This is a genomic window from Shewanella mesophila (assembly GCF_019457515.1).
Lineage (GTDB): Bacteria > Pseudomonadota > Gammaproteobacteria > Enterobacterales > Shewanellaceae > Shewanella > Shewanella mesophila.
Genome location: NZ_CP080421.1, coordinates 3967012 through 3990852, shown reverse-complemented (window position 1 = coordinate 3990852; position 23841 = coordinate 3967012). Strand labels below are relative to the sequence as shown.

Here is a 23841-nt window from a genome sequence, read left to right as displayed (position 1 = left end):
GATTGTGCGCTGGGATTTAGCCGGGATAATTCTCGGCTAAGTTTTTGACGTTGGCTTTGATCAGCGTGATCAATTGCTTGGTCGCATCGGTTTGGGTGTCGGGATTAAGGTATAAGGCCTCATTAAATACTGGTAACACAGGCAGGTTATGCTCGATGGGATCGAGTATCTGCATCTTATCGTTAACACGAAACTCGGCAATAGGGGCGATAGTCAGGTCATTTTCGACCGCCATACACAGTGCCTGGGGCGATGGGGTTGAGAGCAATACATTGATCGGCCTCATGGTCAGCTGGTGGTTGGCAAAGACTTGCGCCCGTATCGGACAGTTCTCTGGGTAGAGGGCCATGGGGATAGTGTCGCGTTTGTGGGCGTTGCCGCCTTTTGCCGCAGCCCAATGAAACTTGCGTTCAAATAGCAATTCGCCATTGGCTGGTGGCTGCCAGTGCGTGGCCACAATCAGATCGAACTCTCCCTGATGCAAGCGTTTGTATAAGTTGCCGCTAACATCTGTGTCGATCACCAGCTCGATACAGGTAAATTCACGAATAAACTCCAGTAAGCAACTGCCAAGGTAGCATTTGATATAGTCTGTGGGAACCCCAAGGCGGATGGTTTCGCGGTTTTGACAATCTTTGAGATCATCCAGCGCCTGTGAGTTGAGCTGCATCATCTTATAGGCATAATTCAACAGAGTTTCACCGGACTCGGTCAGTGTGACCCCCTTGTTGTCTCTCAGTAGCAAAGGTTGGCCGACGCTCTCTTCAAGCTTCTTAATTTGCAGGCTGAGGGTCGATTGTGTACGGCAAATTTTATCAGCCGCCTTCGACAGGTTCCCCGCCTCAGCTACCGCGATAAAACTTTCCAGTAATTCGATTTTTAACATGTGCTATTGAGTTTGTTCATAGTGGTATCAGTATTACTCAATAACGACTAGCAAGAAACCCTGCTATAGTTTGATTGTGAAGTTGCAATCGTTTTGTTTAAGAAAGTGTGATGGAGTCGGTATGAGTAGCTGGGAACAGAGAGAGGCGTATCTGGTAGAAGTGGCGCAGCGTTGTCTTAGGGGGCATCAAAGCTTTGATTTGTGTCGTTCTCATCTTGTTGCGGCGAGTCAGATCTCGAAGGGAACCATCTACAACCATTTCACCACGGAGGCAGATTTAGTGGTGGCGGTTGCCTGTTCTCAATATCAAGATTGGTTGACGGCGGCTAAGAGCGAGCAGCAGCAATATACCGATCCGTTTGAATGCTATCTATTCCATCACTGCCAACGCTTGCATGATGTGCTAGCCCAGAAACGCTTTGTGATAGAGCGCATGATGCCCAATCAAGAGTTATTGCAGCAGGCCTCAGAGGTGTATCGCGATAGATTTAATGAGCTACTCGCGCAATATTGTCAGTGGAATCAGGGCATGATCTCAGCTGTTGGCGATCGCCCTGGATTTGATCGCGATGAGCTGCTCAGGAACTATATTCGTGGCACTATGATCAACAGCGATGACGGCATTAAGCAGTGCGATGATGTACAAATTTACTATCAATTTAGCTATGCGTTAAGTCAGTTAATGGGGCATTCGGATAAACGAATCCCCACTAAGCAAAAGTTTGCTAACTGGCTGTCACTATTACATACACAAACTGCTATTTCGGCAGCTTGATGGTGACTAACAGACCATGAGGAGTGGTATTGGTCGCGGTTATCTGTCCCTGATGGGTGTCGACAGCAGCTTTCGCTATGGCCAATCCTAACCCCCAGCCGCCTGACTCTCTTTCCCTCGCTGACTGTGGTCGATAGAAGGGATCAAATATGGCTTTGAGATCGGCTTCGAGCGCTATACCTGGGCCATCATCAACTATCTCAATAACCACGTGCTCGTTATAGGCTACCGCTTTAATGCTGACTTGCTTGTTAGCATAGTGAATCGCATTTCGGAGTAAATTCTCTATTGCCCTCGACAATGGACGCGGCGCGATCGGCAACATCAGCTGCTCATCAATATCGATCACTAGCTGTTTATTTTGTTGCTCGGCTTCAAACTCTGCATCATCCAGTACTTGGCCTAGGGTTTCACTGAGCGACAAGCTATGTTTGTTTTCGTGCAGGTTTAACTTGGCTCGAGATAATTCCAATAGTTCCGCTATCATTGCCTCAAGCTGATGTGCCTCATAGCCAATTCGTTCTAGCTCGGTTGACTCTTGCCCTTTTTTACGCGCGAGCGCTAACGCCAGCTGTAGGCGAGTTAATGGTGTTCTCAGTTCATGGGATATATCGCTAATAAGCCGTTGTTGGCAATTGACCATAGATTCGATAGAGTCTGCCATTGCATTGAATGCGACCGCGAGCTGGCCTATTTCATCGTTACGCGCCGTGGTGTTTTTGTCGGCACGATGACTCAGTTCACCCTTGGCTACAGCCTCTGCGCTGTGCTTAAGCGATCTTAGTGGTTTACCTAAGTGCCATGCCAAAATACCGCATAGTAGTCCAGATAACACAATAGCAAGAACCAAGGTCATGATGATGTTGTCGATGAAAAAGAAAAACCAGGGTCTAGGGTGCATTTCGGCTAGGCGACCATATAGGCTGTACTTCTTACCATTGACCGTAAATTCATGGGGGCCGAACAGGATCTCATCTTTAAATTGATGACTTATCGGTTGGCCAGCCTCCTCCGCTAACAGCATAAAGCGGCGCATTGCTCTCGACGCTCTGTCGGTATTGACTACTTGTCCTTGCTCATCAACGAGATAGAAACGTACAGGTTTATGGTCCATCTCTCGGAACCTATGCCATCTTTGTGAACGACGAGAATCGAGCAGTGTGGGTTCTTGTTCGATGCGTTTAGCGATGCGTTCGAGTAAGGCCTCTAGATGAGGGGGAATCTTGGTCTGGTCGTGTTGTTGCTGGATCAGCGGCAGTAGGCCGACGATGGCGATAATTAGGCTGCTACAAAGCCAAAAGCTGAGTAGCAGTTTGATGAAGATGCGATTGGGCAGACTACTGAATTTCATTAGGTTAACCAGATATAACCTTTACCACGTAGGGTCTTAACCCGGGGACGACCGTCGGTTCGTTCGGGTAGTTTTTTGCGTAAATTAGACAGGTGCATATCTAAGCTTCGGTCAAACGGCATCAGTTTTTTACCTAGCACTTTCTCACTTAAGCAATCTTTGCTGAGTACTTCACCGCTGTGTTGGATCATGTAATAGAGCAGGCTAAACTCGGTGCCAGTTAAGATTAATAGCTGCTCCTGACAGATCACTTCTTGACGACTTGGGTCAAGCTTGATGTCGGAGAATTTGATGATAGTGGGCTGTATCTCATCAATTTGTTGCCCAGTGCGGCGAATAATCGCTTTCATACGTGCAACCAGTTCTCGATCATTGAACGGTTTAGGCAGATAATCATCTGCGCCAATTTCGAGACCGACCACTCTGTCTATTTCGTCACCGCGAGCAGTTAACATCAATACTGGCGTTTGTTTCTTACTGCGAAGGGCCTTTAGTACCTCGAAGCCATTCAATTTTGGTAGCATGACATCTAATAGAATCAGATCAAACTCTTGCTCTAAAGCGAGCGCAAGGCCAGATTGGCCATCATGAGCTAAGGTCAAACTGAACCCTTCCAGTTCGAGCAGTTGTGCGAGCAGTTCGGCTAGCCCTAAGTCATCATCGATCAACAGTATTTGATTCATGGTACATCTCTCAACATCTATAACAGCTTGAGTATACCTGTTTCGATGTCAATTGCAGTCTACGAATGTAAGTCTGTGTAAAGTCGTCATTTTGCCCTGATTAAAGAGCGCTTTACATTAACTTTACAGAGGTTTACCTAGCAAACACTCTCCATTACGTTGCGCGGCGTACACTTAAGTCATACCCAGACTCATTCAGAGTTATTTACTGCAATCACTCGCAACCAGCGTAAGAGGCAAATTATGAATAAGTTCACTTTAAAATCAGGACTACTGGCTTTTGTTACAACTGCAGCACTAATGACGCCAATGGCTTATGCCGCTAATGGTTATTATGGAAATGGAGATGGCAGTGGTGATTGTTTCGCATCTCGACAAGATATGCGTGGCGACTATCGAGGTTACCATGACAACATGGGTAAGATGTTTCGTGGACTCAATTTAACCGATCAGCAGCGCGCCGATATCAGGGGGTTAATGCAACAACACAGAGATGCGATGCAAGAGAGACGTCCGTCGAGTGATGTGCGTCAGGCTCATCAAGAGCAGATGTTAACCTTTGTGACCGCTGATTCGTTTAATGAAGCCGATGCGATAGCCTTTATGGAAGCGAGACAAGCACGACGTCAGCAGAGCGGCATCGAAATGTTGAAAGTACAAAGGGAGATTTATCAGTTACTCACACCTGAGCAGCAAACTCAGTTTAAAGAGAACTTTGCTAAGCGTGGCATGCGTAAAGGAGATCGCCCATAAGGTTTAACTGAGTTACACTTGGGTCATATTTCTTCCCCTACATTAATCAGTAGTAATGTGACCCTATGAAAGACACTTCCCAATACGATTTTTGGGTGAAATTGGCTAGTCGTGCATCTGTTGCGACAGCGCTCACCCTGATAGTCATCAAACTGGCGGCTTGGATGTATTCAGGTTCCGCCAGTATGCTGGCTTCACTCACCGATTCATTCGCCGATGCGCTCGCATCCATAGTCAATTTTATTGCAATACGTTACGCCATTGTGCCAGCAGATCAGGACCATCGCTACGGTCACGGTAAAGCTGAGCCACTCGCCTCCTTGGCGCAGTCGGCATTTATCATGGGGTCGGCGTTTTTGTTACTGTTTCATGGTGGCGATAGATTGCTTAATCCAGCTCCAGTAAATCATGCGTCATTGGGTATGGTGGTATCGGTGATCGCAATTGTTCTGACCTTTGCTTTGGTGATGCTACAAAAACGAGCGTTAGCCGCTACATCGAGTACCGTTGTGGAAGCGGATTCTCTGCATTACAAGTCTGATTTACTACTCAATGCCGCCGTGCTGTTAGCATTGTTCTTAGCTCAATATGGTTGGGTGTGGGCCGATGGTTTGTTTGCAATATTAATTGCGCTATTTATTGGTCAGCAAGCGCTAGAGCTTGGCTACCGTTCGGCGCAGTCCTTGTTGGATCGCGAGTTAGATGCCGATACTAAGCTGAAAATAGTTCAGGCGCTGGAAAAGGATCCTCGCATCAATGGTTTTCATGATCTGCGTACGCGTGAGTCGGGTAAAACTACCTTCGTTCAGTGCCATTTAGAGCTAGATGGAAAATTAAGCCTAGAAGAAGCTCACACGATCGCCGATGCGGCTGAGGCGAGAGTCAGATCTCTGTTCGACGATGTTGAAGTGCTCATTCATCAAGACCCTGTGTGATCTGTATCTGCGGTGAAAGTTAGCCCTGCAGCCATAAATCCAGCTGCAGGCGACCTCTCTTCAACCTATCTCATGTAAGTTAATTCTACATAACCCCTAATTCGGGGGAATTATTTCGCTGCCAATTTAGTCATTCTTTTCCTAGAATTAATTCTTCTAATGAGGAATTAATATGGCTGAAGCGAAAAAGCGTGTCGGTCGTCCCAGCGGGGACACTCAAAATCGAGCTAAGCTGGTTTTAGCGGCACGAAACTTGTTCATTGAGCGTGACTATGCACAGGTCACGATTCGCGAAATTGCGATCTGTGCGGGCACAGACCCAGGCTTGATCCGATACTACTTCGGTTCGAAAGAGAGTCTGTTTTCTACCATGATCCGTGAAACGGCCATGCCAGTCGTCAAGCAGCTGCATCAGTCTAAATTGAACATAAAAGCTGAAAGCCCTGCGAGCTTGATGCAAACCTATTACACCGTAATGGCGAAACACCCACATTTTCCTCGACTGATGTTTCGTATCGCAGGTTTAGATCAAAGCTTGCCGGAAAATGAGGAGGTAACCAAAGCGTTTTACGAGGTGGTTAACTTTGACAATATTGCCATGTTTAAACGGTTGAAGGACAAGGGGATGTTAAAAGAGGATATCGATGACCGCTGTGCACAACTGAGCTTCTTCGCCATGATGCTGTTTCCCTTTTTAGTCCCCGATAATCTACTAAAATGTGTCGGAATTGAGCTCACACCTGATTTTCTACAAACCTTAGCCAAACAAAATGCCAATTTACTCCGCAGAGGATTATTGCGTGAACAGGACCACACTGATGAACAATAAAAAACGCCTGATATTTGTTGGGATCGGCATAGGTATTCTGGTGTTGGTTTTTGCGGCACTGTTAAAGCCTTCCCCTTCATTAGTGCAAGGGTACGACAAGGCGCGTTTTGTTGAAGTCTTATCGCTTCAGCAGATCGAGTTAGCGCCTCGGATCGAAGGGTTTGGTCGCGTGGAACCCAAACATGTCTGGCAAGCCATGGCGGAGGTCGGCGGTAAAGTTATCTATCGCCATCCACAGTTAGAAACCGGGCGCATGTTGCCAAAAGACACTCTGGTGTTAGCGATCGACCCGCTGGAGTACGAACTTAAGTTGGCGCAGGCTCAGGCTAACCTAAATGCAACTCAGGCTCAGTTGACGCGGCTTGAGCAGCAAGAGCGTAACCTTAATGCCAGCCTCAAAATTGAACGACAGAAGTTGGTGTTAGCAGAGCAAGAGTATCAACGTAAGGTCACGCTGAAAAAGCGTGATCTGGTTTCGAGCTCAGAAGTCGAAAATCAAAAGCAATCGCTGTTGGTGCAGACCAAGTTAGTAGAAGATTTACAGAGTTCATTAAAGCTGCTGCCAGATGACCGCCGAGTGAGTCAAGCGCAAGAGAAAGTCGATATCGCCTTGTTGGCCGATGCGCAGCGGCGACTGGAGCAGACCAAAGTGGTACTGCCGTTCGATGCCAGAGTATCAGATGTTAACATCGAACAAGATCAGGTGGTTACCACTGGTTCTGTGATGATGGTGGCGCATCAACTTGGTACCGCAGAGATTAAGGCCGAACTCTCTATTCAAGATATGCGTACCTTGGTGGGCAGTATATTATCCAAATCAGCCACTATGAGTATGCCCTCCATCGAACGTTTCGACCTGCAAGCGGAAGTCGAATTTGAAGTGGGCAATAACCGCTTCACTTGGCCAGCAAAGGTGACTCGCGTTGCGGAGACGGTAAATCCAAATCTCGCCACCATAGGAGTTTATCTTGAAGTCGAGCAAGATTTTCACCAGTTAGATCTGTTAACTCGCCCACCATTAACCAAAGGGATGTTTGTGCGAGCAGATATCATTGGCGGGGCAAAACCTCACTTTGTGGTCCCAGAAAAGGCGCTTCATGGTGGGGCTATCTATCTGATGGACAAGGATGGCCGACTGCAGATAAAACCCGTTGAAGTACTGTTTCGTGATGGCTTGCAAGTGGCCATTGATGGGGATGTTACCGCCGGGGATATGGTAGTGCTTAACGATCTCATTCCAGCGATTCCTGGCATGTCGCTGAAGGTTGTCGAGCCGACGGCACCACAAACCAGCCCTAAGGAGGCCAGTCTGTGATTGCCTATATCACCAAGCACCCTACATTAGCCAATTTGATCATGCTGACCTTTTTGATGCTGGGTTTGATCAATATGGGGTCGATAAAGCGTGAGACCTTTCCTGAGTTTGCGCCGCCCTATGTGGTCGCTACCGTGGTATATCCCGGTGCTTCGCCTGTCGAGGTGGAGGAGAGTATTTGTCTGCGTATGGAAGATGCGGTAGACGGCTTAGCCAATATTGAAGAGGTGAAGTGTGATGCCCAGGAAGGTGTGGCATCGATGCGGCTCAAGCTCGAACCCAAGGCTGATTTAGGGCGGATGCTGGTGGATGTACAGACCCAAATTAATGCGATTCAGAACTTTCCTGCCCAAATCGAACCCCCTGTGGTCAAAGAGCTTGATTGGGCGGAGCCGGTCGTCGATATCGCGATTGTCGCCAACACCAGCTGGCCGCATTTAAAAAGTTATGCCGAAGATATAAAGCGGCGACTAAAGATTGATGCGGGCGTCAATTTGGTATCGATAGCGGGCTTTTCCGATCACCAGCTTCGTATCGAATTAGATAGCATTGCGATGCGTCGTCTAGGGCTGACTGCGGCTGATGTGGCCGATAAAGTGGGTCGGCAGAATGTCAAAATGCCAGCGGGTAATATTGAGCTGCAAGACAAAAATATTTTGCTGCGTTTCGATGAGCGTAAGGTCACACCTCAGGCGCTAGGCCGCACCATTGTGGCCTCCAATAGTGATGGTAGTGTGGTACGCCTTGACGATATTGCCACCATCACAGACAGGTTTGAGTTGGATGAAGAGCATATCCTGTTTAATGGTAAGAATGCCGCGTTAATCAAGGTACAAAAGAACAAGGCCGATGATGCCTTGCGGATTAAAGAGCGAGTAACTGCGTTTATTGCGCTTGAGCAGACTCGGGCACCAGAGGGTGTAACCTTAACCATGACCAATGACCTGTCTTCGGTATTGCAAGATAGGCTAGATATGATGCTAACAAATGGGTGGCAGGGGATCATCTTAGTCTTCTTTAGCATGTGGCTGTTTTTCTCGTTGCGTTACTCATTTTGGGTATCGGCAGGGCTTCCCGTCGCCTTTCTTGGCGGCCTCTATTTGATGAGTCTATTTGGGGTGTCCATTAACCTCATGAGCTTGGTCGGTCTGTTAATGGCAATCGGCATTATGATGGATGACGCGATTGTGATTGCAGAATCGATTGCATCGCACATTGACCGAGGATTGGCCCCGAGTGATGCTGTGGTTAAAGGGGTTAGCAAGGTGGCACCAGGTGTTGTCTCCTCCTTCTTGACGACTGTGTTGATCTTTAGCGCGCTGCTTGGGCTCGACGGTCAGATGGGGGCGGTGCTGTCGGCGATTCCAACAGTGCTTATCATGGTGTTGACCGTGAGTTTGATTGAAGCCTTCTTGATTTTACCCAACCACTTAAACCATTCGCTGACCCATGCGGGTAAAGAGCGTGAGCCATTTAAGTTTAAACGTAAGTTTTTAGCCAAGTTTGAGTACTTTAGAAATGATCAGCTGGTGAACCTAGTGACCTTCATGGTGCGTTGGCGTTATGTCAGTGTCGGTGCAATCTTAGGCTTCTTGCTGATCTCAATCTCCTTGGTGGTGGGCGGTGCGATTAAGTTTGTGCCCTTTCCTGATCTCGATGGCGATATCGCCGAGGCACGGATCATCTTGCCGCCAGGCACCTCTTTGAGTCAGACCAAAGGTGTAGTTAAGCACCTGATAGCCAGTGCCAAGCGAACGGGGGAGCGCTACAGCGAGGAGGTGGAAGGAGGGATTGAGCTGATTCAAGATATCACAGCACAATATAACTTTAACGCCGATGCAGGTGAGAAGGGGCCACACGTGGCCACAGTGCGCTTAGATCTACTATCGGCAGAGATGCGCAACACCCTTATCGATGCCTTTATTGCCGATTGGCGTACCAATAGCGGCGATCTGGCACTACCGCTTTCCATCGTCTATAAGCAGCCGACCATGGGGCCTGCGGGACGTGATATTGAGGTGCGCTTGCAGGGAGATGATCTCGATATGCTCAAACACGCGTCGGTGTCACTGCAATCGTATTTAGCTCAGTTTGATGGGATCAGTGGCATCCTCGATGACATGCGTCCGGGTAAAGAGGAGATAAAAGTCAGTTTACGTCCGGGTGCAGAAACCTTCGGTATCGATGGTCAACTGGTGGCGGCGCAGCTGCGCAGTGCTTTCTATGGTCAAACCGCCGATGAGATCCAGGTAGGGCCCGAAAATATAGAGATTGATGTACGTCTCAATACCGAGCAGGCGGGCGACCTACAGGCGTTGGCGAATTTTCCCATCATACTGGCTGATGGTAGCCAACTGCCACTGTCGGCGATTGCGAAACTAGAAGATCAACGCTCTTATGTGCGCATTCAGCGTATCAATAGTTTGCGCACAGTGACTGTAATGGCCGATGTTGATAACCATAGTGCCAATGCAAATGAAACCTTAGCTAAGGTTAAGTCTGAATGGTTGTCACAAGTGACGGCCCAATATCCTAGCTTAAGGGTCGATTTTGAAGGTTCCGCTAAGGAGACAGCCAAGACGGGGAGCTCAATGGCCAAGGGCTTTATGATAGGTCTGTTTGGTCTGTTCGCGATATTGAGTTTCCAATTTCGCAGTTATTTAGAGCCCATAGTGGTGATGCTCGCGATACCGCTCGCGCTAATTGGTGTGTTATGGGGTCACTTTCTGTTGGGCTATAACCTGTCGATGCCATCGATAATGGGTTTTATCTCACTGGCGGGGATCGTAGTGAATGATTCGATACTCCTAGTGCAATATATTCGCCATCATGTGGATGAGGGCGATAGCGTTCACCAAGCGGTGATCAGCGCTAGCCGAGAGCGTTTTCGTGCGGTCTTCTTAACCTCGTTGACCACGGCCGCAGGACTATTACCACTACTGCTGGAAACCAGCTTACAGGCACAGGTGGTGCAGCCTTTAGTTGTCTCGATTGTGTTTGGTATTTTTGCCTCGACCCTGTTGGTGTTGTTTATCATCCCGTGCGCCTATGCCATCTTGGCCGATTTTGGCAAGATACATAAACATCAAGATATTTAAGTAGTAATAATAAAACGCCCTCAAATGATGAGGGCGTTTTGCCGGTAAGGATTAAAGTTGCGCCGCATGATTCAAGTAACTTAACCTTGCCATCTGTCCCTGATCTTTTAGCTCCAATGCCTGCAAAAAGAAGGGCGCTTTCAGACCCGAAGCTATGATAGTGTCAGCGTCAAAAGCGAGGCTGACTTGACCATCTTGCTCTAGCCATAATGCCGACTGGCTGCGCAGTATATTGCGCGCCTCACCGTTCGCGTCGGTACCCACCAATACCGCCGATAGCTCATAGCGTCCAGGGTTAGCGATTTGTAGATCCAATACCGCTTTAACGGGTAACTGCTGTTGCCAATGGATCTGCGCCGATTGCCCCCACGTTGCTGAAGGCACATATTGCTTGAATGCCGTTTTGACGGTGCGGATGACGGGCTTGTTGTCGATGCGGGTTTCGATATCTAGCTGTATTTCGCTCAGGCCTCGATTGCTACTGGGGAGGGTTAATGCCTCAGGCAGTTTCGCCTGCCATTGCTGGTCTATATTGACTAAATCCAGTGGATAATATTGGCCATCACTATGCTTCAGAGTCGCAGTGGGTTGCAGTGCGATATCGCTATCGCTATCGCTATCGCTAATCGCTAAGGAGAACTTAAGCGTGTCATTATTACTCGCCAGCGCCGCTGGGGCATCCAGTTCAAGCTGGTAAGGGCTCCCCTTCTCTTTGACATTGATAAGATAGCTATCTTGCGCGGCCAATGGTTGCACGACCTGCAGCTGATATTGGCCTGGGCTGGCTTGTTTTGACAGAGTCAGTGCGCTGGAGTCATCGATAATGCCGGCGGTTGCCATGGCTTGCGGATCGCTCATCGAGTGGATGATAGAGGCCGATTTATCGATACCATTTTTATTGATCTTATAGAGGCGCAACTGCTCAGGAGCGATGGCGGGGCTATGGAGTAATCCACCAGAACTATTATCGCCACGGGGAGCAACGCGAATAATGCTCTCACTTTGGCTGATGGCTAGTTTGATTCCGGCATTCAGCTGTGCGCCACTAACGGTGCGCCAGTATTGGTCGCTACGCTGATGCTGTGTCATTTTGGGTGCGGTTAAGCTGAGTGTCGGATCGATAGATTGTGAAAAGCGAATCGTATCGCGAGCCTGGTTAATGGGCGGTAAGGCGCTTGCCGTTAAGTCTTTTACACTTAAATCACTGCCACTGGGCGGCAAGAGTTGCACTGTGGTGATGAGGCTAGACTGTTGGTCAGTAGCATCTAGGCTGCTGGACTCTTCTGATTGGCATGCTGTTAACAGGGTGGTTAAGGCGAACATGCTCGCCAGCTGGATTGATTTTTTCATCAGTTGGCTCCTAAATATGATCGGCGATGATGGTGTCGAGATTAAAGCAAGCTCGGCGGCTTTGCTGATGGCTTAAAGGTTCTTTGCCTGCGGTGCGCTGCTTGTCGGTAAACCAAACGGTGCCAGCGGCACCTTGTGACTGACACTCAAGAAAGCCATCTGAGCAATCATCGAGCCAGTTTTGTGTGGTCTCTAGCGCCACTTGATATTGATAACCTGCGCAATAGCTGTCGCTATCCCAGATTGCCGATTCCACATCCGAGCCCACAATAACCTCGAACGGCTTGCCTAAGGTGGGGCGATTTGTGGTGCCGTTAAGCCAAGTATTGTTGTAGTAACTCATCCAGCTAACTTGCTGCTGCTTGACGGCATTACTGCCGTAACCGAGTAACCAGCCCAATGAGGTTTCAAATACGTTACCTTGGTTAACAGCATCGGCTAGTGGTGTGCCGCCGCTCGAGGGAGCGATGGCGATCACGTTGGAGACGGCATTGATGATTTTGGGATAACGTCCATCCCAAGTGGGGTTGGATAATATCCAGCGCACTAGGTTTCCGCCATTGGAGTGGGTGATGAGTGTAAGGTCAGTAATAGCCTTGTTGTCGATAAAGGTCGAGAGTTGCTCTGCGAGACAACCTGCGGCGACGTCTTCCCACATGTATTGGTCGAAATCACAGTTGATAACGACATAATTGTTGGGACTGGTAGCACCTTGGCGTACTGAGTCGACAAATTCGCTTGTCCAGTAATCTGATAGTGCATCGGTTTGATTGCCTGTTCCATGGATGAACGCGAGTCCTGAAGCGGCATAAGTCAATGGGCTGACAGCAAACAGACCCAGCATTATTAGCTTGTTATAGATCTTCATTGGCTTATCTCTATTTATAGTTTTAATTACTTAGGGTGTAGAAGCCTGATATTTCAGACTTCTTTAGGGAACCTAACGGGATGAATCACTGGCTTCAAGGGCTTTTATTTGTACATTAGTACTAGTTGAACTGGCTTTAGCCTGTTGATTGTTTTAAACAAATCTTACTTCGACTGTCAGTTGTTGGCTTAGGTAGGCTAAAAGATAGAGGCGGTGTTTTAATTATTGAGTAAAAGTTTTTCACTATTTTTATGTAAATCATAAAAAAAGCCAAAAGAGAGAGTCATTTTATCCTTTATTTGGCTCTGTATTGGATTTTGGTGCTAATTTTTGCTTTTGTTTTAGATAAAGATGGCTGTACAGCTTACCACTCACAGTGGAGACTGGGCTTGCTGACTGACACTGAGTAGCGCCTCTGCAGCAGGGGTCAGCGGCAGATCCTTACGCCAGATTAATGCTAGATCCCAAGTGAGATTGGGCTCCATCGGGATAAATACCAGTTTGTTGCTGCTCAGTTTATCGCTGATGGGTTCGGGTAAGATGGCCACTCCCATTTGTGCCTCAACCATGGTGCCCAAGAAGTCCCATTGACCGCTTCGAAAGGCGATATTAAGTTGCACCCCGGCTTTAGCGCTTAGACGAGTAATGAGTTTGGCCAAGGAGAAATCTTCGTTGTAAAGAATGAAAGGGTAGGCTGCAAAATCCTGCCACGTAATGGATGTTTTAGTTGCCAGTTCATGTCCCTCTGGGACACAGGCAAGCAAGGGGTAGCGAGTTAGTGCTTGATTGGCCAATTCGATATCGTGGGTGGTGGGCAGTGCGGTAAAGGCGATATCGAGGCTGTTATTGAGTAGCGCCTGCTCACAGCCAAACCCGCCATATTCATACATCTGTAGTTCGATACCTGGATAGCGTTGCCTAAACTCTGTCAGTAAACCAATGATCAGGCTGCTCATCATAGGGCAGACACCGAGACGAAGTCGACCAGATTTAAGGCCACTTAAGTTGTTCAGGTCTTCTTGTAATCGATGCCATTGCCCTAAGATTTCACGAGCACTCTGTTCCAGCAGTATTCCCGCTTGGGTGAGCTCCACTTTTTGATTGTTGCGATGTAGCAGCTGTTGTCCGAGACTCTCTTCGAGTCGCTGGATTATTTTGCTCAATGTGGGTTGGGTGATAAAACACTTTTCGGCTGCACGAGTAAAATTAGCGCTTTCCACTAGCACTAGATAGTGCTGCAAGGTTTTGATTGGTATGTTCATTCTTAAATGGCATCTACTGTATGGAATATATTCATTTTACTAATAGTGGCAATAAGAATACTTTGAACTGACTAACAGAAAAGGGGATAACTATGAAACAAAGTCAAAATTTATGGGTCGGTGCCTTATGGCAAGCGGCTATGCCAGTTGAAAATGAACAGCAGTGTGTTGCAAAACAATCAAACCAAGCTCAAGCAGGTGTGATCGATTCAAGTGCTAAACAGCTACACAATAACCCAGCGTAAGCTGGGTTATCTTTATCTGGCTAAAGTCGGATAATAAAACGCTCTAAAATTGTACTCATCACTCTGGCGCTATCCTGTTTCCTAATCTGAACTTAGAGAAGTTAGTCTATTTCTAACTCTTTGAGTTTTCTCGTCAGTGTATTACGTCCCCATCCCAAACGCTTTGCCGCTTCCTGCTTATGGCCATTGGTATGTTTTAGCGCAGTCTCAAGCAGTATGCGTTCAAAAGCGGGTTGAACTTCGGTTAGCAGATCGCTTTCTCCTTCGCTGAGACGTCGATCGATCCATTGGGTCAATGCTTGTTGCCAAGAACCGGATTCTACCTCTGTAGAACTATGATTATTGGCGGAGGGCGTCAGTAACTCTGGTGGTAAATCTTGTGGCAATATCTCCTGTCCCGATGCCATTACCATCAACCAGCGGCAGGTATTTTCTAACTGCCTTACGTTACCGGGCCAAGGCAAGCTGGCTAAAGTTTCTGCCGTCGCTTTGGTTAAGATCTTTGGCTCGACACTGATCTCTTTTGCCGCTGTCGCTAAGAAGTGGCGTGCGAGTTGAGGAATATCCTCACGGCGTTGAGATAATGGAGGTAGATGCACTCGGATAACATTGAGGCGGTGAAATAGATCTTCACGAAACTCCCCCTTGCTTACCTGAGACTCAAGGTTTTGATGGGTTGCCGCAATAATTCGTACATCCACTTTGACTGGTGAGTGGCCACCAATACGGTAGAATTGGCCATCGGCTAATACCCGCAACAACCTTGTTTGTACGTCCAGCGGCATATCACCGATCTCATCGAGAAAGAGTGTGCCGCCATCGGCTTGCTCGAAGCGTCCTTGGCGTACGCCTGCGGCTCCCGTAAAGGCCCCTTTCTCGTGACCAAATAGCTCTGATTCAATCAGCTCCTTAGGAATCGCTGCCATATTGAGTGCGATAAAAGGCTTGTCTCTGCGTGGACTATGCTTGTGGAGTGCACCAGCAACCAGCTCTTTACCCGTCCCCGATTGACCATTGATCAGCACACTGATAGAGGAGCGTGATAGGCGGCCAATGGCGCGGAATACTTCCTGCATTGCAGGCGCCTCACCTATGATCTCTGGTGCCTTGATCTCTGCCTCGGCTTTAGGTTTGGGAGATTGCTCTCTGGCGTGGCTAAGGGCGCGTTCGACTAAACCTATAGCCTCATCGATATCGAATGGTTTGGGCAAGTATTCGAACGCTCCAGCTTGATAGGCACTCACTGCACTGTCTAAGTCTGAGTGCGCCGTCATGATGATCACGGGTATATGGGGATAGTGCAGCTGTAATCGTTCCAGCAGGGTTAGCCCATCGGTGCCAGGCATTCTGATATCAGAGATGATCACTTGGGGTTGCGCGAGTTCTAATGCCTGCCAAAGTGATTCTGCTGCGGCGAAACTGGCGCAACTAATCTTGGCGCCTTTAAGGGCTCTTTCTACCACCCAGCGTATCGAGCTATCATCGTCGAGAACCCAAACTTTTTCTGTCATACACTTACTCTCTTAAGTTGAATACTCATTGGCTTGTTCACTTACCTAGCTTTTGACTGGCAATAAAATGGTAAATTCGGTTTGGCCTACCACAGAGGTACAGTCGATACGCCCTCCATGCAATCTGGCGAAGTTGTGCGCTATGGATAGGCCTAAGCCAGATCCTTGTTCGCGCCCAGTTACCATGGGGTAAAACAGGGTATCCATGAGTTCTGGTTTGATACCAGGTCCGTTATCAATTATCGATAGGGCTAAGGCTAACTTGTGCCTCTGAGTCCCTATGGTCACTTGATGTTGGGTGCGTGTTCTTATGCGGATCTCACCACCCTCCTCCAGCGCTTGAATCGCATTTTGGACGATATTGAGTACCGCTTGTTGTAACTGCTCTTGATCCATCTCGATATCGGGGATCGATGGGTCATAATCTTGGATCAGGCTGATGTCATTGGGCAGAGTAACCTGCACCAACTTGAGCACCTTTTGGATCACTTCATGAATATTATGGATGCTGTGCTGGCTCGGTTTTTGTGGTCCAAGTAGCCTGTCTACTAGGTTTCGCAGCCTATCGGCCTGTTCGATGATGAGATCGGTAAATTCACGTTGCTCTTCATCTTCCAACTCTCTGGCTAACAGCTGCGCAGCACCACGTAAACCGCCGAGTGGATTCTTGATCTCGTGGGCGAGATTACGGACAAGATATTGTGCGGCTTGTTGCTGGGCATCTATGGTGAGTTGCTGCAAGATACGTCTTTGCTGATCGACTTGACGTAGTTCTAATAGCCCTTGCTCTTCACTATCGGCAGTTTCTATCGGGGTCAATGTGATATCGACAGTGTGCAGTTGTCCATCGAGAGTCACTATGCTTGCCGCGTTTACCGTTAAGCCTTGATGCTCTCGAATCGCGGTAGTGAGTAACTCAGCTTCGACACTGAGGGATTGGTAACAATCATCTATCGTATGTTCGGTGAGTCGGTGGCTACCCAAGCCAAGTAGTTGCTCGGCTGCACTATTGGCATAACGCAACTTGAGATCACCATCGATGACGATTATGGCGGTCACCAAATGGTTGAGCAATGGGTCTGTGTTCATTTACGACTCCCTGAAAATAGGTTGCACCAATATGGTGCACCAATATGGTGCGTGGTGCAAGCTAACTTCATCGAGCCGATATGAAATGGTTTGTATATAACTAACTAAAAAATAATAAAATTATATTTTTAGTTGCCACGAGGTGTTGGTCGTGGCACGGCGTTTATGGTTGCTCGATGAAGAAATACGGTTCTTGGAGGAGTAGATGCAAGTTGTTTGCCGTTTTGTGCCAGCGCCCTAATTTCAAAAATGTGCTCGCCACGGTCGACATTTTCTAGGTTAAAAACTGGGGTTAATTGTGCAGCTCCTGTGACTTGACCATCCATCAATAGAACCAGCACATGGTTTTTTGCAAGATCGGGTGTGATAGAGCCAATAATCGTGATATTGCCATTATTATCTCGAATCGTTTCCTCCTCAGAGGGACTGGTGATCCGCATCTGATAGATATCGCCAACTTGTTTGGGTTCTTTAGGGGCCGATTCGCGTACCACGGGAGGCGGCAACTTTATCTGATTTTCGGTATTACTCTTAAACTCGACGGCTTGGGCGTTTTCTATAGGAGAATCGGAGTAGTGAACCTTGCCATCCTTATCTACCCATTTATAGATGGCAGCCGTCGCAGATGCGGTGAGTAGCATGAGGATAGCAAACAGAAGCGGTCGCATAAAAGATCCTTTGTTATACGGTGATATCACTATCAGATTAGCCGCTTTTGTCGCAAAAATCATTGAGTAAATGTTAACTAACTTGAACTCGGGCGCCCTCTAATCCACAGGAAGTTGGTGACGAGAGAAGGTTTGCTTGAGAACCACGGTCGATTCAATACTGGCAATGCACTTAAGGCTGCCCAGTTTTCGTTTAACAAACCTTTCGTATTCCAGTAGATCATGGGCCACTATTTTTAGTAGATAGTCATGGCTTCCGGTGATCACTGAGCACTCAAGTATCTGTTCAAGTTGGGAGATCGCCTGCTCAAACTGATCAGCATAACGATCGGAATTTTCAGTCAGGCGAATGAAAGCGTAAACCACGACGTTAAGCTGTAGCGCCTGAGCACTAAGCCTAGCGCTGTACCCGTCAATATAGCCGCCTTGCTCCAACTTTTTGATCCGTCGAAGGCAAGGAGTATCAGACATATTGAGCCGCGTTGCGAGTTCGGCAACCGAGATGCGTCCCTCTTTTTGCAAGATCTCCAGTATCAGCTTGTCTTTGCTATCTAGGGACTTCATTCGTATTCATATTATTGCTGAGTGATTATCTGTATTTATAGATTAAATTTTATCGTAAATCACTAATTAATGGCCAAAGCGAGTCAGATTATAGCGATATAAACTCACCGCTTGATGTTAGGTTATCTGCATTAATCAAAAACGGTTAGCCCATAACCGTTAACCCATAAATAATAAAATAGATAAGGGTACCCTATGAGTAGAGATGTTCAGGCGTTCGATCATTGGATCCGCAATGAGTTTGTTGAGTTAAATTCGGCACTCGAGCGCAACTATTTGCAGCAAGATGATCCTGCCAATGTTGCTGGTGTTGGCGATGAGTTAAAAACAGCGTTAGAGCAACAGGGAAGAGAGTTGATCAAGACATTACTCGATGAAGGCAATACCGACGAAGGTTTTGACAGTGCCTTCGACCTACTGGGTAATGTCGGTTTATATATGGCGGCATGCCGTCGTCATGAGATCACGGAGCCGAGTCGAGAGACCTGTTCACCATTGGTTGAAGCTTCAGCCCTCGCTATGCACATCGGGGCGTCGATCGGTGTTACCCCGCGCTTTGCCACCGCGCACCTCACGACCCATAACCGTGCAGTAAATGGGCTATATAAACGCTTTACCGATCTCGACGATGAGAAGCTATTTGTTGATTACAATACTAAGGGGATTCTCGCCTATAAACGTGCCGCCGATGCCCTGTTAAAAATCCAACCTTTAGGGATTTCACATCCGATAACCGCAGACTTACTCGATGTCGCTCATCATGCGTTGACTGAGGTAATCAGTTCAAATAAGACCCTGTTTGATAATCTCGACGCAGAGATGTTCTTTAATTGTGTTCGCCCTTACTACAAACCTTATCGTGTTGGGCAGCAGATCTACCGTGGGGCAAATGCCGGTGATTTTGCAGGGATCAATGTGATCGATCTGCAGCTAGGATTATGCTTTGCCAATGAGCAGTCCTATTCTCAGTTGCTGGTGGATAAATTTCTCTACATGATGCCAGAAGATCAACGTATTTTGCGGGACTGCATGCGTCGCTCGAGCATAATGGATGAGTTCTTAGGGGCTATGGATTGTATGGAGCAGCAGTGGTATCAACAGAATCTACAGCGTTTTATTGCCGTCTGCGAGTGCCATGGTGAAACTGCGATACAGCATCATAATCAATTGGTTGATAAATATATTACCCAGCCCTCAAAACAGATGGAGCAGCAACACATGGAGAAGGTCACCGCAAGTGGGCCACCGCTGCCAGTGTTGCTTAACGCGTTAGAGAAGCTGCGAGACCGACGCGCCGCAGCCAAGCGAGGCGATATTCGCACCCGCTTTGATGATCTCATCAAGCTAAAAGCAAGCCTTCACGTTGGGGAGTCGTAAATGTTGCAAGATCACTTTGTATTAGCCGAAGGCACTTACCTACTGAATCACTCGGTTGGTCGTCCATTAAAAAGTAGTGAAAGCGCATTCCAGCAAGCGTTTTTTGCACCATGGCAAGCCTCTAGCCGAGAGCCGTGGGGAGAGTGGTTAGGTGTTATCGACAGTTTTACCGCAAGCTTAGGGCAACTATTTAACAGCCCGCAGCGACAGTTTTGTCCTCAAGTTAATCTCTCCAGTGCGCTAACAAAGCTGGTGATGGCCTTACCACGGCTAACTCGTGATGGCGCCGTAGTGTTGATGAGTGAAATCGATTTTCCTAGCATGGGGTTTGCACTACGAAAGGCGCTACCCCATTGCCAACTGCGCTTTATCGCGAAACATTTAGATGTGACCGATCCCCAAGTGTGGGCGGATCACTTGAGTCATGACATCGACTTGGTCTTCATCAGTCATGCCTATTCCAATACCGGTCAGCAAGCGCCGATTGCTGAGGTGATCAACCTCGCAAGGTTGCGTGGCAGCTTATCGCTTATCGATGTGGCTCAATCGGCAGGCATCTTGCCTATTGACCTAGCGGTGCTGCAACCAGATTTCATGATTGGCTCCAGCGTCAAATGGCTATGTGGCGGATCTGGTGCGGCCTACTTGTGGCTGCATGAAAGTCACATTGAGTCATGTGAGCCCCAAGATGTCGGTTGGTTTAGTCATGAGAACCCATTTGAGTTTGATATTCATGATTTTCGTTATCACTCTTCGGCGCTCAAGTTTTGGGGCGGTACGCCGTCAATCGCGCCCTATGCTATTGCCAGCCACAGTATTGCCTACTTTGCCAACTTAGGGATTGAAGTAGTGAGACAGCATAACCAGCAACAGATCGATAAGGTTATGGAAGTTTTAGGTGAGTGGTTGGCCTCTCCAAGTGAACGTGAGCGGCGCAGCGGTACCATGATTTTGCAGTTTTCAGGTCGAGAGAGCGAAGTGATGGCAGCGTTAGAGCAGGCCAATATTAGCGTCGATGCACGTAGCCAAGGGATCAGAATTTCGCCCCATGTCTACAATACCGAGCAAGATATTACCCACCTATTACAGGTGGTAAAACCTTACTGCTGATCTGCTTTCGTCTCTGGGTATTGTAATTTTAGAGGGAAGTTTCGTTGTCATGAAGTCGCTTGAAGTCAGTAGCTAGAAGTAAGCCGCTTGATCTAAGCGGCTCGAATGAAACGGCTTTAATGACGTCGGTTAGTCTATGTACTGGCAGCAGTACTGGGCTATTTCAGTACATCGAATGCTAAAGCTGACTTGTGCGGCTAACTGGAATTCACTCCCCGCAGCATAATCCACCCATTCGTTGGTATCGGGCAGCAGTACCGACAGACTGCCTGCAGTAACTTGCATAATTTCGCCTACGGCGGTGGAAAATTGATACTCTCCCGGGAGCACCACACCCAGTGTTTGCTTACTTCCATCTGCAAATGTGACTGTGCGGCTGGTGACTTTGCCATCAAAATAGATATTGGCCAGTTTTGAAACGGAAACTTGGGTAAACTCCTGCATAGTACTTCCTATTTTTTCTGAGATAATAGGGTGACTATATATCTGAATAAATGGAATATCTATTCAAATTTAAACTAGGTTATAGCTCCCGCTAGCTGCAACAACAGATGTCGCCTGAGGATCACTGTTTTTCGAGCGTCAGTTCGATAAAACGTCTCATAATCGCGGCGTTAGCAAGTATCCGTTGATCGAAACTCTGTAGGCCTGGTGTTTCACTACATACACCGACACCAGCCCCTAGACGAACCAGAAATGCTTCGAAGGAGAGGTCGAAATGATTAAAAATAATCCCATCTTTTACTGGGCAGTCATCGATTTCACCATCTTGGGCGATTGGAAAAAACTGACCTAAGGTGTCACGTAGATGTTTACTAAATGAACCAGGATTTTGATTGGCTTCGAATGAGTAGATATAAGTATCTGTGAGTAACACATCCTCATGGCAGGTTAAGATGCCATCTTTACTGGCCGCTTGTAATAGTTGTGAATGCTCAAGCAATACCTTGCCTTCAGCAGATGTGTCATCATTGCTTTTACCTCGGCCATTATCTAGTACGAAACCTCGGTTAGGGTTTTCTCCTAACTGATTGAATCTATGACCACGTTTAAACCCAGTTGGATTGACCAAGGGTAACAGACTGAGATTAATCTGCTGAAATAACTCTGGCTCTAGTTCATTTAAAAAATACAGCATGCCCCAAGGACCCGCCGCTTCTTCGCCATGAAAACCTGCACTGATTAATAGTGATGGTTGGCCTGACTTTTGAGCCGGAGATTGATAAAAATTAACCGGAAAATCACCTGTCTCTCCTAACTTTCTTTCCTGCAGCCCCAAGCGTGAGACCTGCTCAGACAAGCGAGCATAAAAGGTATCGATATCGTTACTGTCGCAACTAAAAATATCACTTTTCCAGGTGAAGCATTCAAAAGGAGAACGGATAGACATAATTGATTCTATGGTAGATTAACGGCCTGCTCATCATAGCAGTTTGGCGATAAAGATAAATCATTTTAACTATGGGAGTGAGTGAAATTTTATGCTTAATTTTACGGAAGTCGCATCACTACTCTGCTGTTAATTTTTGCAACAGCGATTAGGGTAAGCCCGTGAACTATCACATCGCTAAATGCATTGGCATAACTCTTTTTAAAGGGGGATTTTTGTGCATAAAAAAACCGCCTATTTAGGCGGTTTTTATTATTGATTTAACTGATTACAAGCTGTAGTACAGCTCGAATTCAACTGGGTGAGTCGTGCGAGAAACACGCTCAGCTTCTGCTGTTTTCAGTGCGATATAAGAGCTAATAAAATCTTCGCTAAATACGCCGCCCTTAGTTAAGAACTCATGGTCAGCAGCTAGGTTCTCAAGTGCATTCTCTAGAGAGGTTGCAACTTGTGGGATCTCAGCCGCTTCTTCAGCTGGTAGATCATAAAGATCTTTATCCATCGCTTCACCTGGGTGGATCTTGTTTTGGATACCGTCAAGGCCAGCCATTAGTAGTGCAGCAAACGCTAAGTATGGGTTAGCGGTTGGATCTGGGAAGCGGGTCTCAATACGACGAGCTTTCGGGCTTGGTACCACAGGGATACGGATAGAAGCAGAGCGGTTACGTGCAGAGTATGCAAGCATAACTGGTGCTTCAAAATGTGGAACCAAACGCTTGTAAGAGTTAGTGCTTGGGTTAGTGAAAGCGTTAAGCGCGCGAGCGTGCTTGATAATACCACCGATGTAGTAAAGTGCTGTTTCACTTAGGCCCGCGTACTTATCACCAGAGAACAGGTTAACACCGTCTTTCGCTAGTGATTGGTGAACGTGCATACCGCTACCGTTGTCACCAACGATTGGCTTAGGCATGAAGGTCGCTGTTTTGCCATATGCGTGTGCCATGTTGTGCACAACATACTTAAGGATCTGAATTTCATCAGCCTTTTCAGTTAGGGTGTTGAAGCGAGTCGCGATTTCGTTTTGACCCGCAGTCGCCACTTCGTGGTGATGCGCTTCAACAACTTGACCCATCTCTTCAAGTACTAGACACATAGCGCTGCGCAGGTCTTGTGAAGAATCCACTGGTGCAACTGGGAAGTAGCCACCTTTAACAAATGGACGGTGACCCGTGTTGCCATCGTCGTAGTGAGTACCTGAGTTCCAGGCCGCTTCTTTAGCATCTAGCTTAACGAAACAACCTGACATGTCGGTACCAAACTTAACATCGTCAAATAGGAAGAATTCTGGCTCTGGACCAATCAATACTGTATCTGCGATACCAGTAGAGATGAGGTACTCTTCTGCTTTCTTAGCGATAGAGCGTGGGTCGCGGTCGTAACCTGTCATAGTGCCAGGCTCAAGAATGTCACAACGAATAAGTGCAGTCGTTTCTTCGGTGAAAGGGTCCAATACAAAAGTAGTTGGATCTGGCATTAGCACCATGTCTGACTCATTAATGCCTTTCCAGCCAGCAATTGATGAACCATCGAACATCTTACCGTCTTCAAAGAAATCGGCATCAACCTGGTGAGATGGAATAGAAACGTGCTGCTCTTTACCTTTAGTATCGGTAAAACGCAAATCAACAAACTTAACTTCAAGTTCTTCTAGTTGTTGTAAAACTGATTCAACTGACATTCTAAAGTCTCCGAGTAGGGTAGAGGGGATGCCCTTCTTTATAATTCAACGTAGCGCTTAACGCGGTTCTGGCCAATGTATAGCTAGACTCGTGCCAATTTATT

22 protein-coding genes are annotated in these 23841 nt (G+C 47.4%); 9 read left to right on the top strand and 13 right to left on the bottom strand.

Annotated features, from left to right (window positions below):
* Positions 1–16: 16 nt before the first annotated feature.
* Entirely contained in the window at positions 17–886 is an 870-nt protein-coding gene (locus tag K0I73_RS17570) for a LysR family transcriptional regulator (protein WP_220062316.1), read from the bottom strand.
* A gap of 121 nt (positions 887–1007) precedes the next feature.
* Here K0I73_RS17570 and K0I73_RS17565 point away from each other — a divergent pair, with 121 nt between their 5' ends.
* Entirely contained in the window at positions 1008–1661 is a 654-nt protein-coding gene (locus tag K0I73_RS17565) for a TetR/AcrR family transcriptional regulator (protein ID WP_220062315.1), read from the top strand.
* Here the strand turns inward: K0I73_RS17565 and K0I73_RS17560 are convergent.
* Both K0I73_RS17560 and K0I73_RS17555 read right to left on the bottom strand, forming a co-directional pair.
* Complete coding sequence (locus tag K0I73_RS17560) at positions 1645–3012, bottom strand: ATP-binding protein (protein ID WP_220062314.1); 1368 nt, start codon at positions 3010–3012, stop codon at positions 1645–1647. The genes K0I73_RS17565 and K0I73_RS17560 overlap by 17 nt on opposite strands.
* Complete coding sequence (locus tag K0I73_RS17555) at positions 3012–3695, bottom strand: response regulator (RefSeq protein ID WP_220062313.1); 684 nt, start codon at positions 3693–3695, stop codon at positions 3012–3014. Before K0I73_RS17555 ends, K0I73_RS17560 begins: the two co-directional genes overlap by 1 nt.
* 243 nt (positions 3696–3938) lie before the next feature.
* Here K0I73_RS17555 and K0I73_RS17550 point away from each other — a divergent pair, with 243 nt between their 5' ends.
* The 5 genes from K0I73_RS17550 to K0I73_RS17530 all read left to right on the top strand — a co-directional run bounded on the left by K0I73_RS17550 (position 3939) and on the right by K0I73_RS17530 (position 10625).
* Positions 3939–4448 (top strand): Spy/CpxP family protein refolding chaperone, encoded by a 510-nt coding sequence (locus tag K0I73_RS17550; protein ID WP_220062312.1) that lies wholly within the window; start codon positions 3939–3941, stop codon positions 4446–4448.
* A 65-nt stretch (positions 4449–4513) separates the two neighbouring features.
* The gene (fieF, locus tag K0I73_RS17545; protein WP_220062311.1) at positions 4514–5383 is read left to right on the top strand and encodes a cation efflux pump FieF; all 870 of its coding nucleotides are present in this window, start codon (positions 4514–4516) and stop codon (positions 5381–5383) included.
* A gap of 172 nt (positions 5384–5555) precedes the next feature.
* A complete protein-coding gene (locus K0I73_RS17540) occupies positions 5556–6212 on the top strand; it encodes a TetR/AcrR family transcriptional regulator (RefSeq protein WP_220062310.1) in 657 nt (218 codons plus the stop codon).
* Entirely contained in the window at positions 6202–7527 is a 1326-nt protein-coding gene (locus tag K0I73_RS17535; RefSeq protein WP_220062309.1) for an efflux RND transporter periplasmic adaptor subunit, read from the top strand. Before K0I73_RS17540 ends, K0I73_RS17535 begins: the two co-directional genes overlap by 11 nt.
* Positions 7524–10625: an efflux RND transporter permease subunit gene (locus K0I73_RS17530; RefSeq protein WP_220062308.1), complete on the top strand. Its 3102-nt coding sequence runs from the start codon at positions 7524–7526 to the stop codon at positions 10623–10625. The genes K0I73_RS17535 and K0I73_RS17530 overlap by 4 nt, the downstream gene beginning before the upstream one ends.
* A 51-nt stretch (positions 10626–10676) precedes the next feature.
* Here K0I73_RS17530 and K0I73_RS17525 read toward each other — a convergent pair whose 3' ends face one another.
* The 3 genes from K0I73_RS17525 to K0I73_RS17515 form a co-directional block, all read right to left on the bottom strand.
* Positions 10677–11975, bottom strand: coding sequence for a DUF4785 domain-containing protein (locus K0I73_RS17525; protein ID WP_220062307.1), 1299 nt, complete (start codon positions 11973–11975; stop codon positions 10677–10679).
* A gap of 10 nt (positions 11976–11985) precedes the next feature.
* Positions 11986–12843: a lipase family protein gene (locus K0I73_RS17520; RefSeq protein WP_220062306.1), complete on the bottom strand. Its 858-nt coding sequence runs from the start codon at positions 12841–12843 to the stop codon at positions 11986–11988.
* Between the two features lie 371 nt (positions 12844–13214).
* Complete coding sequence (locus K0I73_RS17515; RefSeq protein ID WP_220062305.1) at positions 13215–14105, bottom strand: LysR family transcriptional regulator; 891 nt, start codon at positions 14103–14105, stop codon at positions 13215–13217.
* A gap of 92 nt (positions 14106–14197) precedes the next feature.
* On the opposite strand from K0I73_RS17515, the gene K0I73_RS17510 reads away from it, so the two are divergent.
* Positions 14198–14350 (top strand): hypothetical protein, encoded by a 153-nt coding sequence (locus K0I73_RS17510; RefSeq protein ID WP_220062304.1) that lies wholly within the window; start codon positions 14198–14200, stop codon positions 14348–14350.
* Between the two features lie 101 nt (positions 14351–14451).
* Here K0I73_RS17510 and glnG read toward each other — a convergent pair whose 3' ends face one another.
* From glnG to K0I73_RS17490, 4 genes are all read right to left on the bottom strand, one after another.
* Entirely contained in the window at positions 14452–15861 is a 1410-nt protein-coding gene (gene glnG, locus K0I73_RS17505; protein WP_220062303.1) for a nitrogen regulation protein NR(I), read from the bottom strand.
* Positions 15862–15906: 45 nt separating this feature from the next.
* Positions 15907–16950 (bottom strand): nitrogen regulation protein NR(II), encoded by a 1044-nt coding sequence (gene glnL / locus K0I73_RS17500; protein ID WP_220062302.1) that lies wholly within the window; start codon positions 16948–16950, stop codon positions 15907–15909.
* A gap of 128 nt (positions 16951–17078) precedes the next feature.
* Positions 17079–17618, bottom strand: coding sequence for a DUF4124 domain-containing protein (locus K0I73_RS17495; RefSeq protein ID WP_220062301.1), 540 nt, complete (start codon positions 17616–17618; stop codon positions 17079–17081).
* 99 nt (positions 17619–17717) lie between these two features.
* On the bottom strand, positions 17718–18182 hold the full coding sequence (locus K0I73_RS17490; protein WP_220062300.1) for an Lrp/AsnC family transcriptional regulator: 465 nt from the start codon (positions 18180–18182) through the stop codon (positions 17718–17720).
* A 195-nt stretch (positions 18183–18377) separates the two neighbouring features.
* Between K0I73_RS17490 and K0I73_RS17485 the strand changes: the two genes are divergently transcribed.
* Together K0I73_RS17485 and K0I73_RS17480 are read left to right on the top strand one after the other, a co-directional pair.
* Entirely contained in the window at positions 18378–19559 is a 1182-nt protein-coding gene (locus K0I73_RS17485) for a PrnB family protein (RefSeq protein ID WP_220062299.1), read from the top strand.
* Entirely contained in the window at positions 19560–20669 is a 1110-nt protein-coding gene (locus tag K0I73_RS17480; RefSeq protein WP_220062298.1) for an aminotransferase class V-fold PLP-dependent enzyme, read from the top strand.
* A 129-nt stretch (positions 20670–20798) separates the two neighbouring features.
* On the opposite strand, the gene ppnP is transcribed toward K0I73_RS17480, so the two are convergent.
* From ppnP to glnA, 3 genes are all read right to left on the bottom strand, one after another.
* On the bottom strand, positions 20799–21113 hold the full coding sequence (ppnP, locus tag K0I73_RS17475) for a pyrimidine/purine nucleoside phosphorylase (RefSeq protein ID WP_220062297.1): 315 nt from the start codon (positions 21111–21113) through the stop codon (positions 20799–20801).
* A 121-nt stretch (positions 21114–21234) separates the two neighbouring features.
* Positions 21235–22059: an N-acetyl-ornithine deacetylase gene (locus K0I73_RS17470; protein ID WP_220062296.1), complete on the bottom strand. Its 825-nt coding sequence runs from the start codon at positions 22057–22059 to the stop codon at positions 21235–21237.
* Between the two features lie 268 nt (positions 22060–22327).
* The gene (glnA, locus tag K0I73_RS17465; protein WP_220062295.1) at positions 22328–23737 is read right to left on the bottom strand and encodes a glutamate--ammonia ligase; all 1410 of its coding nucleotides are present in this window, start codon (positions 23735–23737) and stop codon (positions 22328–22330) included.
* Positions 23738–23841 lie beyond the last annotated feature (104 nt).